Below are 13,755 nucleotides of genomic sequence, written 5' to 3'. Positions count from 1 at the left end.
AACTTAGCAACTGTGCACAATCCGTCCCCTCGCCCCTTTGGGGAGAGGGTTAGGGTGAGGGGGAACTGTGTGCACCGATACCCTCACCCCGGCCCTCTCCCACAGGGAGAGGGAGAAAACCAGCGCGGAACTTAACAACTGTGCACAATCCGTCCCCTCGCCCCTTTGGGGAGAGGGTTAGGGTGAGGGGGAAATGTGCGCGCTGATGCCCTCACCCCGGCCCTCTCCCACAGGGAGAGGGGGAAAACCGGCGCAGAACTTAACAACTGTGCACAATCCGTCCCCTCTCCCCTTTGGGGAGAGGGTTAGGGTGAGGGAGAAAACCGGCGCAGAACTTAGCAACTGTGCACAATCCGTCCCCTCGCCCCTTTGGGGAGAGGGTTAGGGTGAGGGGAAAACACCCCCACCCGCTTACATCGCATCAAACAAATAACTCACCGATAATCCCACCCCGTAATTGCGACCCGGCGCCGGTTCGTAATAACGACCATTGCTTTCGTTAACAATCACAGACCCTACATAATCCTTATCAAACAGGTTATCGACGCGGGTATAAACATCCACCACCCAGTTATCCGCGACAAACTTGTAGCCGCTGTTCAGTGCGGTCACGGTGTAGGCCGGAGCCTGCGCCGTGTTGGCATCATTGGCCTGAATGTCGCTCATGTAACGCATTTCCGCGCCTGCGTACCACCCCTCATCCGGCACCCAGCCCAGGGAGGCGAAGACGCTGTTACGGGCAATTCCCGGAATGCGGTTGCCGCTCTGAATGGTGCTGCTGGCGTCTTCACGGTAGGTCGCGTCAAGCCATGTCCAGGCGAGTTTCGCGCGCCAGGCGGTGGCAAACTGCTGATCCCAGGCCAGTTCTACGCCGCGGCGGCGCGTTTTGCCGGCGTTCTGGTAAGAGGTACGCCCATTGTCGCTCGACGCCACAACGATTTCGTCTTTGGTATCCGTATTAAACAGCGCCAGGCTGGCAAGCCCGGTGCCGACCTGCCATTTACTGCCTACTTCCACCGTGGTGTTGGTGGCGGGCTGCAAGCCAAAGTTAAGCCCCGACTGTCCGTCCGGCCGATATGAGAGTTCGTTAATGGTCGGCGTTTCGAAGCCGCGCCCGGCGGAGAGATAGACGTTCCACGTCGGCATGATGGCATATTTCAGCGCCGCTGCCGGAAGCCATTTGTGATAGCTCGCTTCGCCGCTGTCGTTCCCGTTTTTACCGACAATGTAATGGTCGTTGGAGTCGAACCACACCGAACTGTAGCGCACCCCGGCATCCAGACTCAGGGCTGACGTAAGCTGCCAGTTGGTCTGAATATAGGGGTCGAGGTTCCACATCAGGTTGCGTTCGTTGCGGCGCATGTCGCCCTTCGTGCCCAGATCGTAATGACCGTTCTGATAGACGAAGTTTTCATAGCCTTTACGCTGCTCGGTCATCGTCTCATAGTCGAGACCGGTAGTGATGGCGTAACGCGCTTCGTGGTGCGTCCAGCGCGTATCAATGCCCTGATAGCGGCGGGTTAAATCGATCACGCCGCCCGGATGGGTTTCGCTGCGCTGCTGGACAAAGTAGGGAATGGACTGGTATTGCACGGTTTCCCTGATCCCGGCCCAGGTCATAATGCTCAGGTCATCATGATCGCTTAATCCCTGCTGATAACGCAGCCCGGCCTGGGTCTGCTTGACGGTTTTACGCGTGCGGTACTGCTCGCCGCGAGGCGCCTGCGCCGGGTTCGATTTCCACTCCTCGTGGGTTAAGCCGCCGGGGTCGTCCGCGGTGATGTCCACGCTGTTGAGTTGCAGCGTCAGGCTGCCCGTGTCATTGACCTTCACGCCCAGTTTGGCGTTGAGCAGGTTTTTATGCGCCGCGCTGTTATCGCGAAAACCGTGCGTTGAGAAGCGGCTGCTGGAGACGGTGTAATTCACATCGCCGACCTGCGTGCCATCGCCTGGCGCGCCGGTGGCTTTTAACCCGGTGCGCCAGGTGCCGAAGCTGCCGTAATAGTTACTGCTTTCAATGGTGGCGGGCTGACGGCCGGTTTCGGTTTCGACATTGACCACGCCGCCGGATGCGTTGCCGTAAAGGGCGGAGAAGGGGCCACGCAGCACCTCGACATGGTCAATTGAACCAATATCGATACTGGATAACTGTCCCTGGCCGTCCGGCATGGTCGCCGGAATGCCGTCGACATACAGACGCAAACCGCGAATGCCGAAGGTCGAACGCGCGCCAAAGCCGCGAATCGACATCTGTAAGTCCTGGGCGAAATTTTGTCTGTTTTGAATTTGCAGGCCCGGTACGTCGGCCAGACCTTCAGAGAGATTAATTCGTGGGGCGGCATGACGGATGTCATCGCCGTAATCCACAGAGACGGCAGCGGGTGTCTCGAGTGCCGAGAGCCCGGAGCTGGCCGCCGCGCTCACAATCATGGTTTGTTCTCCGTCAGCCGCCATGGCGTCGGAGGTGGCATCCTGCGCATAAACGCATGAAACCGGAGCCAGCGCAAAAGAGGCCGCCAGCCCGGAGAGGGGCAGAGTTAATTTCATGAGGCAAATTTCTATCAGAGAAGAAAAAACAGGCGGGCCAGTGTGCCCGCCTGGAGGCGCATTACTTACCGGTATATTCGAAGACGATAATCGAACCCGGATTGCTCAGATTGTGGGTCGGATGATTGGACTCATCCATCACGTTACCGAAGTTATCGGTCGCCACGAAGATTTTGCGGGTATCCGGGCTGACCACCGCCATACGGTAGCGGTTTGCGGTGTGGAAGTATTTCGCCACATCACCCTGTACGTCTTTCTTATCCGCATTCAACGGTACGCGATAAAGTGCGCCGTTTTTCATCGAGCTTACGATGATGGAGTTGCGCCAGCTTTTGATGACACCATCCGCCGGGTAGTACGTTACGCTTGACGGTGAAATAGTCGGCCAACAAATGTACGCAGAATCCGCGCTGCAACTGGCATCGTTATAGGTGTAGCCCCCTTTGACGGTGAAGAAGGTTTTGACTGGCGCTTTAAAGTCGGCGGCTTTCCACTCGCTCTCTTTCTGCACCGGTACCCCTGCCGGAATATGGTTCGGATCCCAGGTCAGAGACGGGCAGTTCTCGGCCTTCGAGTAGTTGGCATAGACATAAGCCTGATCGTCCTGGAAACCAGCAACGTGCGGCCAGCCGTAGTTACCGCCCGCTTCAAGAATGTTCAGCTCATCGTCAGATGACGGCCCCTGTTCGGAGGCGTAAAGGGTATTACCGACGAATACCAGCCCTTGCGGGTTACGATGACCGTAGGTAAACAGGTGGCTCTTAATACCATGAATAACCGGGTTATCTTCCGGGATCGTCCCGTCAATATTCAGACGCAGAACTTTACCGGCATAAGCGGCGTAGTTTTTATTTTTCAGCTCTTCCTCAGTTGGAATACGCTGTGCATCGATCGGTTTGCAGAAATTCGCGCCCTGGTTATGCCCTTGTTCGCCAATGGTGTAATAGAGTTTACCATCCGGCCCAAAGCGCAGACGCCCACCATTGTGGTCATTCCCCGCCGGGAAACCGGCCAGGATCTCTTTTTCGTTACCCAGTTTTTGGGTTTTTTCATCATATTCCAGACGAACGATTTTGGCGTGTTCTTCATTACCGTTCATATAGGTGTAAGCGGTGTAAACATAATTATCACCACCCGCTTGCATAAATTTCGGCGATAATGCCAGGCCGAGAACGCCTTCATGCTGAGGCCCAACATGAACACCGCTCAGGGTAATGGCGACTTTTTTCTCGCCGGTTTTCGGGTCGATACGATCGATAGACGCGGCTTTACGCTCAGTCACCCACAAATAACCATCCGGCCCCCACACCATATCCCACGGCGCATCCAGTCCGCTGATCAGCACATGGGCTGAAAACGGCTCATTGGCCTGCACTTCCGGGTGTTTTGCCGATGACGCGTGGCTTGCTGCATAGCTGACACCACACAGGGCGAGGGATAACGCCACAGCCTGGCTGATTCGTTTGGTCTTATTATTTAACATTGCTTGCTCCATACCATAGATATAGCGTCAGATTTATCTGAGGCTATCGGGATGGAATAAATATTATCTGTGGGTAACAGTTTGTCAAATTGTGACAAGTTGTGTGGAGAGTTATCTTTCCACTGCTGTTAATAGCGAAAAAGAATAAAGCTTAGTAAATTCATTAATTCATCGTAGCGCTGCGTGTTGTCAATGCTTAATATTCTCACGATTGAATGCTATTGATTGAAGATAGCTATCATAATGAATGATCATATGTTTTTAATATTTTTCTATTTAAATTTTTTGAATGAGTTGTCTCATTTTTTTATTGGTATTTACGGCGGGTGAAGAGGGAAATATCTGAATAATAGTGCCGCAGAGGTATTAACTATAATAGTTTGTTTCTTAATGTTGTGTTAATAATAAATTGAATTAATGTAAAAACGCAATGCGACCATGGTCGGCATTGCGTTTGTTATGAATACAACCGGGGGCGTTAATGCTGGGTGGCGAGGTTATTGAGTGCGACGGGAGAGGGGTAAGAGGCGATCAGCGCTTCAATGCTCTGCTCTTGCCACAGTAGCCCCTGCAAAGCGAACCACGGCATATCATTAAGCCAGTGCACATGCTCCGGTGTTTCAATGCCTTCGACAATGACCTGATAGTGGTTGGCGCTAAAAAAGTGCAGCAGCGATGCCATCAACTGCTGACCGTTTTTCTTTTCGCGTAAATCCCACAACAGATTTTTATCCATCTTAATAAAGCGGAATGACTGCATCGCCAGTGCGCCAAACCCGGCGTAGCCCGCGCCAAAATCATCCAGCCAGAATGAGTATTTATCGGCCAGCGCATCGATGGCGGGCGAGCGTTTCACCAGGGTGCTGGAAAATTCGCTGACCTCGAAATGGAGGCAGCCGATGGTTTTAACGCAATCGATAATAAAATCATCGTTCAGCATATGCAGAGTGGACTCATCCACATTGAGCGTGACCATCACGTTATTTTGCTGAAACCACTCCTGGTAGCGTTTCACCAGTTCAATTTGCTCCTGCAAAATACGGGCGCGCAGTTCGGCGGGCGCTTCGCTAAAGAACTGCTCCACGGAGAGGGGCATCTCCGGGGAGCCCTGCGCAAACCGGGTCAGACACTCAGCGGCAATCATCTTGCCATTACGGTCAAACATCGGCTGAAAAACATAGCGCAACCCGGTGGGTTCAGCGGTGGTCTGTAGCATTGCGTGGTCGTTCTCTGGTTTATTTAAAGGTGACGTCAATATTTGCTGACGCGTTGAATTTGCCCACTTTCGGCGTTGCACTCAGCCATTTCAGGCTGGCGAGAAAATTACTTTCTACGATGCTGCCGTTGACGTAACCCAGTTCCGTTGGCGTGTTCATGCTAATCCAGGTGCTCGGTGAATCGGCGCGGGAGAGTAAAATCCCGAAGCCGCTGGTTGATTCCGGCAGGATCAACTGATTGTCCTGAGTGGGGTAAGTGGTGCTGAAGCTAGCCATCAGCGTCTGCTTTTCACAATCCTGGCCCTGGCCGGTGAGATCGGCGCGAATGCTAAAAGGCACCTGCTTTTCAATCTTGCCAACCGCCGCATTACGCGCCGGAATGGCACCGAAATTGACCGTTTCACCGTTGTTGGCGGAGACGGTAATTTTTGGGCTACAGGAGATAAATTTGATATTCCCGAGGCCGGAGACATAGACGCGGAAGTTGCTGTTAGGCTGGTTGTTTAAGCCGCCTTCGCCATCGACCTGAAAGACCGCATATTTACTTTGATCGGTGATAGTGCCGGTGGACGGCGGGGGATTGCCCGTCGCCTTGATATAGATGGCATAGGTGGCGGTGATTGTCTGGGGAAGCGCCGGCGGCCTGCACCGTCCATTAAACGCCGGATCACATACCGTGCCGGGGCCGATGTCGGTGCTTTTAATTTTCGTGGGGTTGATATCACTGCCGAGGAAAGTCACGCCCACTTCCAGCGAGTTGTGGATTGCAGACATCTGACGATCGGGATCCCACCACAGGTAGGCATCTTCGCCCTTCGGGTGGTTATTGGTATCGGTGCATTTGAACGTGGAAGTAAACGTCTGCGAGCGCCAAAGCACCGTGTTCGGCGCCAGATTCGCCGTGGAAACATTGATTTGATGATCCAGGGTTATAAGCTGCTCAACGCTGCCGTCATTGGCGCGTTTGCAGGTCAGCGCATAGCTGCTGGTGGAGAATAGTGCTGCGGACAAAAGCAGTAAAAGCAGCCCGATACGCGGCGGTGGGTTAACAATCCACATGGTTAAATTCCTTAGTTCCGGTTACAGGTAAGAGAGACAACCTGGTAACCACCGGGTTGAGCGGGATCGACAGGCGGCAGTTCCGGTATCGCGATGAGGCAGGAAGCGCTGTCATCGTCTCCCCATTTCACCCGCAGGCGTTCGCCGCTCTCGATACCGGTGACATAGGCTTCGCCGCGCGTGCCGACGACACCGACATTGCTGCCCTGCTGATTGAAGATATTGGCGCTAATCATCGGCGTGGAGCCGTCCGCCAGTTTGAGGTGCAGAAGCAGGCTGTGGCCGAGATGGGTTTCAAATTCGATACGGCCAATGGCGCGCTGGGTTGGCACAATATCTTTAGCCGCCAGCGGGATCTCCACCCCGTTGCCAATATCTGACGTGCGCAATGCGACGCGGTTGTGGCGATACGGCATTGCAGAGGTCAACACCGCATAGCCAAACCGGTCAATTGCCACCCCTGGCTGGTTTTCCAGACGCACGCCTTGTGCGCCCGGCGCTTTGACCAGAACAAAGGTGTTTTGTAGCGGCTGCGAAAGCGTTACGCCTCCGGAATGCGCCACTACGCCACCAGAAACGTTGAGGGACGTCTGCTGATAGTTGTTGTTGTAGTTGTAGCCCAGCGCCACGTTACCCATGCTGCCCATATAGCCGAGGTTCGCGACGCTGGTATCGCCGCCGTATTGCGAGTGGCCACTCTGTACAAAGTAATTCATGCGATTGTCATCAAGCAGCGAACCGCTGAGGCCGGCGGTGTAGCCGCTGCCGCTCTGTTTGCTGTGCGAGGCGTTAAAGGTCGCCACTGTCTGATGATCGTGGTCAAAGATGTTGAACGGAATCGAAACGCTAAGGTTGACGCTGTTATCGCTGTAGCCATAGTTACTGCGGCTGCTTTGATAGAACAGGCTGTAGTTGACCGATTTCCAGTTGGTGTTGATCCCGGTCTGGATCGTGCGGTCGTAGGACGACGTGTTCCAGTAGTTCTGGCGGTTGAAGGTGGCGTATAACGATGCGCCTGCAACGTGCTGGTTGACGGTCAATTCAACGCGCTGACGTTTGTTGTTGTAGCGCATGGATTCGTAATAACGGCGACGCTGATTCTGCGTAGCCCACGACGGTGCGCCGCTGTTATCGCCTTCCTGATCGTAATACTCGTTCTGATAGAAGCCGTTTTTCCAGTTAGAACGTTCAGTGACTGCGTCGGAGAAATCATAGAAGCCTGAAGTGGAGTAACGGTAGCCCGCGATTTGTAACTCCGTGCCGAGGGTATTCAGAGATTTTGAGTACAGGAAACGGACGCTGGCGCCGCGTTTGCTGTCACCGGAGGCGAGATCGGTGTCAGACCACGCGGCATCAACGGATGCTGCGCCGTACTCGCCCATATTTTTACCGATGCCAAGCACCCCGGAGCGGTAGTGTTCGGCCACAATCATCCCGCCATAAGGGGTTAAATCCCAGCCTGCGCCGTGCGAAATGGTGCCCTGAATAAAGTTCGGTGTGTAATCGGTGGTGCCGTCGTGATATTTCCCGGCGGTAACCTGATACTCCCAAATGCCTTCGCGCAGCATATTCGGCACGGAGGAGTAGGGGAGCGTGAAGTGATGGCGCGAGCCATCGGCCTCAATGACCGTGACGTCAAGGTCGCCGCTCAGCGTGCTGGGGTGAATATCGCTCAGGGCAAAGGGCCCCGGCGGCACCACGGTGCTGTAGACGGTATATCCGTTCTGGCGCACTTCAACGCGGGCGTTGCTATTGGCGACGCCACGCACCACCGGCGCATAGCCGCGACGACTTTCCGGCAGCATTTCCGGCACGCTGGAGAGCTGCATACCGCGGAACTGGAAGCTATCAAAGACGTTATTGTTGGTGTTGCTCTGGCCAATCAGCACGCGGCTGCGCCAGGGAATAATATCCGTTTCTGCCCAACTGGACACCGGGCTCCACTTCGCATTTTGCCCGCTCTCTTTCGAGACGGTCGAGTTATTGCGAAAACGCCACGCGCCAAGGTTAATACCGTTATTCAGCGTCAGGAAGGAGTAATCGTTATCGCGTTTCGAACCGTTGCTGCTGTAGCGAGAATGGCTGCCGCTGTAGGCATAGTTGGTGAACGCGGCATTGATGCCATCGTCATAAACGAGCGGTGAGATGGCACCCTGCGGGCGGGGTTCCAGTTGTGTCTGCGGAATGGAAATATCCAGTTCCTGGAGTGCCGCATTCCAGCTCACGCTGCTGCCGGGGATCCCTTTGACCAGATCGTAACACGCGCTGCTGCCCGCCGTGTCTGGCACCATAACGCCATATTGACGGAAGCTATCTGCATCTAAACAAAAATAGCCGGGAGTATTCGGGCCATCTTTTTTAAATTCAACGTCACGGTGATCAACGCGAACTTTATTCAGATAAATATCAAAGGGATAGTGACCCGGCAGGATGTCATCGCTGCTGGATAAGCTTTGCACAAGCGAGGCATTACCTGCCCCGTGAATAAACGAAGTGTTGAACTGTTCTTCCGCATTAACAAACGGCGTCGCCAACAATGGCATCGATGATACGTAGACGGCGCAACGAATCCGTTGCGCCAGACGTGCAGGCGTTGTCCTTATCTTATGACTGGCCATTGTGCTGTTCCCTTATTGCAGGCGGATGTCTTTAATTTCCGTGTGTCCGCCAAAATCATTAATAAAGGTGAAAGAGAGCTGATCGGCGATGGAGGCACCCGCCGGTAAGTTGATCCGTAAGGAGTCCATTGGCTTAACCATGTCGGCATTCACTTTCCAGGTTTTGCTGGTGCCGCTTTTCAGGGTCAGCGTGCCAAAGGTGATATGCAGCGGGCCTTTATTCGTGACCACCAGTTGATTACCCTGTTTTTGCCAGCTCAGCGCTTCTACCTCTTTTTGCAGCGTGGTTTTCAATGCTGTCGGGCGATAAAACAGTTTCACGCGAGTGCGAATAGCAATTTGCAGCACGTTCTCCTGTTTTGATGCGGGGGGAATTTCCTGAACGTTGACCCAGTACACGGTTTCACGATCGGTGGGGAGCCCCGTACCGGAGTAAACAAACCGCAAAATAGCGTCTTTATTACCCGCCAGTTTTAAAATGGGGGGGATAGCCTGCATCGGTAAATTCGTTGGCGTTGCTGATGAATCTCCGGTATCCAGCCAGGTTTGTACCATCCATGTTTCATCCGTATCGTTATGAATGGACAGTGCGGCAGATTTTTCATTGCCGTTATAAATCACGCGCGTTTGATCAACCTGGATACCCGCAAATGCATCTAAGGATGCCAGCAGTAATAAGGCGGCGACTATTTTTTTCATTTACCCAACCCAGTTAAAATTAATTAGCCATCCGTGGCTAACATTCGTTATCCGTAATTATTTGTATTCGATGGTGAAGGTGGCGTTGGCGTTTGCGGTACCAGCGGTCACTTTGTCCATAAATGATTTGTAACGTGCTTTCAGGTTAAAAGTGGCGGTGCCGGTAGCGTCGCCGCTGGTTGCAACGTTAACCCATGGGGAGTTGCTGTCGGAATCCTGGTTAATCGGGATAATTTTTTCGTCGTTAGTCAGGATTTCGATACCTACGCCGCCTGCGCTATCAACAGCGAGCAGGTTCGGGTTGCCAGCAACGGTTGGAGCATCGAAGCGCAGGGAGTAGTCACCCGCTTCACATTTTTCCAGGTTGATAGTGAAGGATTTTGATGCGGTCACATCACCGGTGGTGGTGAAAGCGCTGGTTGGGTATTTACCGATGAAAACATCTTTATTCTGGTCGCCAGAGGTCACAGTACAGGTGGATTCAATAATTTCGCCGGTAAATTTGACGGTGCCATTGACTGCATAAGCATTCATTGCAGATGCGGAAATAATGAGTGCCGCGACAGGCAGCAGTTTCTTATTCATTTTAACTCCATGTATATTTCTTGAAAAACGACATAAGTTGTTTGGCACTGAAGTGAATGCAGTGCGTTCAGGCGCGCAACCAGCCAGTGCTGGCGAGGTTGAGTGCAAAGGAATTTACAGCAACACTTTAGTTACAAGTATTGTTTTAATAATTTAATGGGTTGGAATTGATAGGTAGAAACAGTTGATTGAAGCTGTTATTTATGGGTTATCAGAAAAAACCTGGAATATTCGTAAGTTAGGGTAAGATATCCCTTAAATGAGAATGAATAGCGATACTGTATCAATCAATTAAATCGAATGAATTGATAGATAAAAGCAATAAGAATAGATTAGCTATTCTGATAAAATCAGCCGCCATATAAATGAAAAGCAAAAAAATCCTTTTTTAACAAAAAGAGTCAAATCACGCATGCTCAGGCCTCTGCGTTTTTAAACAATAATTTTACGCCTTAACAGATATTTCACATATTCAATACAGTTGCCTGGATATGTTCCGATATTGCCCGACACAATTGCAACGACTCAACCTATTTATGGCACGCAACCGCTATGGGGATGAGGCGTATTTTTTCACTTAGCAATAGCTTAAAGGCATACTCGTTTAACCCTGTTTGTACGGTTGAGCGTGGTTTCCTCTGGTCAATAAAAATATGGAAGAATCATACGTTAGACAGGGTTTATTTGAGAGTGTCGCGATTATTCGCGAAGCGCTCAAAAAAGGATGTCTGGTTGATATACATACCAAAAAGTCCGACGTCTTTTGTAAAATCCAAAAGCTGGATGCCGCTGGCTTCTATGTTCCCTGGGAAGGGCTCCCCCCCGAGCAAGACGAACTCGAGGTTGAGATCTTTGCCGATAGTGGAAAATTCGAGTTTCATGTCGCCACCCCCGAACTCATCTCCTGTGACGGGATTCGCTGGCTCTATATTCACTATCCCGAAGTCATTAACGTGACCCAGCGACGTAAACATCCGCGGTTACTGTTCCGTGAACGCCGCTGTTTTTTTGCCCAGGGAAAGTTTAACGACGGTCTCCACTATCAGTTTCGGATTAAAGATCTCTCACCGGGGGGATGTGCGCTGCTGGTGGAAGATGGTGAGCGTGCGCTAACGCTTGCCCGCACGACGTTGCGTAATATTGAACTGGATTTTGGTAGTCACGGTACGATTGTTGCCGATCTCTTTGTACTGAGCAGTGAAAAAATTGCCACCTCCGGCGAAGGGGATGCGCCGACCTGGCATCTCTCCTGCCAGTTCAAACGGATCAGCGACCCGATGCGACGCAATCTGGAAAGCATTGTCATCAAACTGCTGCTGGAAGAGAAGCGACTGCATCGGATGTAATCCCTTTTCCTGATCTCTCTTTCTTGCCGGGTGGCGCAGATGCTGACCCGGCCAGATGACCCCTTCCCATAAAGACCCCTGTCGCAGTAATGCTAATCAAACGATTATCTTAAAATTGCAGCCGGAAGGCGCGAAGATAAATCTGACTGATGAATCATCAGCCATCGCGAGTCGTTATATCCGCCACTGACTCCTTTTGTTGTCTTGCCATTTTCCTTACGCAGCATTACGCTAGCTGACAGAATCCCCCTCTTAAATAACCATGGCTTTCCAGTTTTACTCCTTCATTTATATTATCAGTAAGCGTAATTGATTAATTTTTCTTGATGATTAAAATCGTCGCTTTGTTTAATTATGTTTAATAATGTTTGCATATCTTTAATGTTTTTTTGTTGGTTTTAGATGATATCGCACCATTGTAATTAATTGAAATTTATAGATTTATTTTTCTATTTTCACTTTTTCACCTTCTCTGATTTCAGTTATTCCCATTGTGCGATGCCGTTAACATAATTCTTACATGATTAGTGTGGCTATCAAGAAAATGTTGTGTTAGATTTTTCTTAATAGAAATTAGGAAAATTATTACACGCAAGATTTCTGCATTAGCCGAAACAAAGACGCCAGAATTGTTTCTACGAAAATAATACGAAAGCGTAACCATAAATTTTGATAACTATTTTTGAGTGATGCGTTTGTATGACCAGTTAATCGTACTTATTTGGGTTGATCTGATCATGACGCAGGATTGCAATACGGGTGAAAAGGATGACACGGCTGAACAGGTCTGTATTACCGCTGATTATTCTGGCGACGTTAGTGACAACAGTCTCCCAGGCTATTTCCGCCCCGGCTCCGGCCTGGGCTAATCGGCCAGATATTGCTCAGGCGGCAGTGGTGGATTTAAAAGAGAGTGTGTTGTTTGCACTGAATCGCGATCCCTCTGTCAATGAGCAGGCCGCTCAGCTTGGTATAGGAGAGGGAATGGTTGATGAAGCGCGTAGCGCATGGTTTCCTCAGGTGGCGCTGTCCGGCAGCACGGGCCACAGCCGAACCACGGATTCCAGCGGCTCCATGAACAACTCCGCCCAGTGGGGAATGAGCATCACCCAACTGGTGTATGATTTCGGCCGTACCAATAGCTCGATTGATAAGCAATCAAAACAACGGGATAGCTACCGTTTCCAGCTAATGAGCACCTTTACAAGCGTGGCGGAAGAGACCGCGCTCTCCTATATCGATATCCTGCGTTATCAGGCATTGATTCGCGTCTCGGAAGAGGGATGGAAAGCGCTCGATAACGTGCGTCAGCTCTCTGAGTTTCGCGCCAATGCCGGGCTAAACTCCCGCTCTGAAGTGCTGCAAACCGAAACCCGCATGGCCGGGATGCAGTCGACGCTCGAGCAGTACCGCGCGGCGCTGGAAAGCGCCACGGCGCGCTTCGGTGTCCTGACCGGGATCACCGCCAAAACCTATCGTCCTCTGCCTGAGTCGCTCGCGCTTGAGCAGAAGCCTATCTCCGAAATTGAATACTCTTACATTCCGTCCGTGATGGCCGCGGAAGCCAGCGAACAGGCTTCGCGTCATAACGTTGAGGGCGCAAAATCCGAACACTGGCCGTCTGTCAGCGTTCGCGGCGGTCGTACACGTTATGAATCCAGCAACCGCAACTACTGGGATGACCAAATCCAGGTGGTGGTTGATGCGCCAATCTATCAGGGCGGCGCGGTTTCCGCGCGTATCGCTCAGGCGCAGGAAGCGCGCAAGATGGCGGCATCGCGGGTTGAACAAGCCAAATTCGATGTCCTGCAAAAAGCTTCCGTTGCCGCCGCCGACTGGCGTGGGGCACAGGGGCGTGAAGCCGCAGGCGCATTACAGCATCGCAATGCGATTCGCACGCGTGAGGTTTACAAAGATGAGTACAAGCTGGGTAAACGCAGCCTGAACGATCTGCTTAGCGTTGAACAGGATGTTTACCAGGCCGCTTATTCACAAACGCTTGCCGATTTTGATGGCTGGAGTGCGGCGGTGACTTACGCCGCTGCGACCGACAATTTATTACCGTTAGTAGGCATTCAAAAAAACATTACCTCGACACTACCTGAACTGAAATAGCACTCAAAAAAATAAGTGTGCGCCAGATTGCGAATAATGGGATTGATTTCTCAGGTGTTTCTCTATTCGTAATTTCAGGAAAAGTT

9 protein-coding genes are annotated in these 13,755 nt (G+C 51.8%); 2 read left to right on the top strand and 7 right to left on the bottom strand.

The window, feature by feature from the left end:
* Window positions 1-411 precede the first annotated feature (411 nt).
* The 7 genes from pqqU to VSR74_RS08315 all read right to left on the bottom strand — a co-directional run bounded on the left by pqqU (window position 412) and on the right by VSR74_RS08315 (window position 10,208).
* A complete protein-coding gene (pqqU, locus tag VSR74_RS08345; RefSeq protein ID WP_411914230.1) occupies window positions 412-2,547 on the bottom strand; it encodes a TonB-dependent receptor PqqU in 2,136 nt (711 codons plus the stop codon).
* Between the two features lie 61 nt (window positions 2,548-2,608).
* Entirely contained in the window at window positions 2,609-4,030 is a 1,422-nt protein-coding gene (locus VSR74_RS08340) for a glucose/sorbosone family PQQ-dependent dehydrogenase (protein WP_347794230.1), read from the bottom strand.
* A 478-nt stretch (window positions 4,031-4,508) separates the two neighbouring features.
* Window positions 4,509-5,246, bottom strand: a complete 738-nt coding sequence (locus VSR74_RS08335; RefSeq protein WP_347794229.1) for an EAL domain-containing protein — start codon at window positions 5,244-5,246, stop codon at window positions 4,509-4,511.
* Between the two features lie 19 nt (window positions 5,247-5,265).
* Window positions 5,266-6,306, bottom strand: coding sequence for a fimbrial protein (locus VSR74_RS08330; protein ID WP_347794228.1), 1,041 nt, complete (start codon window positions 6,304-6,306; stop codon window positions 5,266-5,268).
* Between the two features lie 11 nt (window positions 6,307-6,317).
* On the bottom strand, window positions 6,318-8,924 hold the full coding sequence (locus VSR74_RS08325) for a fimbria/pilus outer membrane usher protein (RefSeq protein ID WP_347794227.1): 2,607 nt from the start codon (window positions 8,922-8,924) through the stop codon (window positions 6,318-6,320).
* Between the two features lie 12 nt (window positions 8,925-8,936).
* On the bottom strand, window positions 8,937-9,623 hold the full coding sequence (locus VSR74_RS08320; protein ID WP_347794226.1) for a fimbrial biogenesis chaperone: 687 nt from the start codon (window positions 9,621-9,623) through the stop codon (window positions 8,937-8,939).
* 57 nt (window positions 9,624-9,680) lie between these two features.
* Window positions 9,681-10,208, bottom strand: a complete 528-nt coding sequence (locus tag VSR74_RS08315) for a fimbrial protein (protein WP_347794225.1) — start codon at window positions 10,206-10,208, stop codon at window positions 9,681-9,683.
* Between the two features lie 653 nt (window positions 10,209-10,861).
* Between VSR74_RS08315 and VSR74_RS08310 the strand changes: the two genes are divergently transcribed.
* Both VSR74_RS08310 and VSR74_RS08305 read left to right on the top strand, forming a co-directional pair.
* Window positions 10,862-11,554 carry a flagellar brake protein gene (locus tag VSR74_RS08310; protein ID WP_347794224.1) on the top strand — a complete coding sequence of 231 codons (693 nt, stop codon included), beginning with the start codon at window positions 10,862-10,864 and terminating at the stop codon, window positions 11,552-11,554.
* A gap of 768 nt (window positions 11,555-12,322) precedes the next feature.
* The gene (locus VSR74_RS08305) at window positions 12,323-13,669 is read left to right on the top strand and encodes a TolC family outer membrane protein (RefSeq protein ID WP_347794223.1); all 1,347 of its coding nucleotides are present in this window, start codon (window positions 12,323-12,325) and stop codon (window positions 13,667-13,669) included.
* The last annotated feature ends 86 nt before the right edge of the window (window positions 13,670-13,755 follow it).

The sequence above is a fragment of the Pseudocitrobacter cyperus genome, from assembly GCF_039889165.1.
Taxonomy (GTDB): domain Bacteria; phylum Pseudomonadota; class Gammaproteobacteria; order Enterobacterales; family Enterobacteriaceae; genus Pseudocitrobacter; species Pseudocitrobacter cyperus.
The sequence above is the reverse complement of the archived record's forward strand: the minus strand, read 5'-3'. Positions and strand labels throughout refer to the sequence as shown.

Excerpts from the sequence above, each read along its gene's own strand:
- pqqU (WP_411914230.1), bottom strand. The coding sequence starts at position 2,547 with ATGAAATTAACTCTGCCCCTCTCCGGGCTGGCGGCCTCTTTTGCGCTG.
- VSR74_RS08340 (WP_347794230.1), bottom strand. The coding sequence starts at position 4,030 with ATGTTAAATAATAAGACCAAACGAATCAGCCAGGCTGTGGCGTTATCC.
- VSR74_RS08335 (WP_347794229.1), bottom strand. The coding sequence starts at position 5,246 with ATGCTACAGACCACCGCTGAACCCACCGGGTTGCGCTATGTTTTTCAG.
- VSR74_RS08330 (WP_347794228.1), bottom strand. The coding sequence starts at position 6,306 with ATGTGGATTGTTAACCCACCGCCGCGTATCGGGCTGCTTTTACTGCTT.
- VSR74_RS08325 (WP_347794227.1), bottom strand. The coding sequence starts at position 8,924 with ATGGCCAGTCATAAGATAAGGACAACGCCTGCACGTCTGGCGCAACGG.
- VSR74_RS08320 (WP_347794226.1), bottom strand. The coding sequence starts at position 9,623 with ATGAAAAAAATAGTCGCCGCCTTATTACTGCTGGCATCCTTAGATGCA.
- VSR74_RS08315 (WP_347794225.1), bottom strand. The coding sequence starts at position 10,208 with ATGAATAAGAAACTGCTGCCTGTCGCGGCACTCATTATTTCCGCATCT.
- VSR74_RS08310 (WP_347794224.1), top strand. The coding sequence starts at position 10,862 with ATGGAAGAATCATACGTTAGACAGGGTTTATTTGAGAGTGTCGCGATT.
- VSR74_RS08305 (WP_347794223.1), top strand. The coding sequence starts at position 12,323 with ATGACACGGCTGAACAGGTCTGTATTACCGCTGATTATTCTGGCGACG.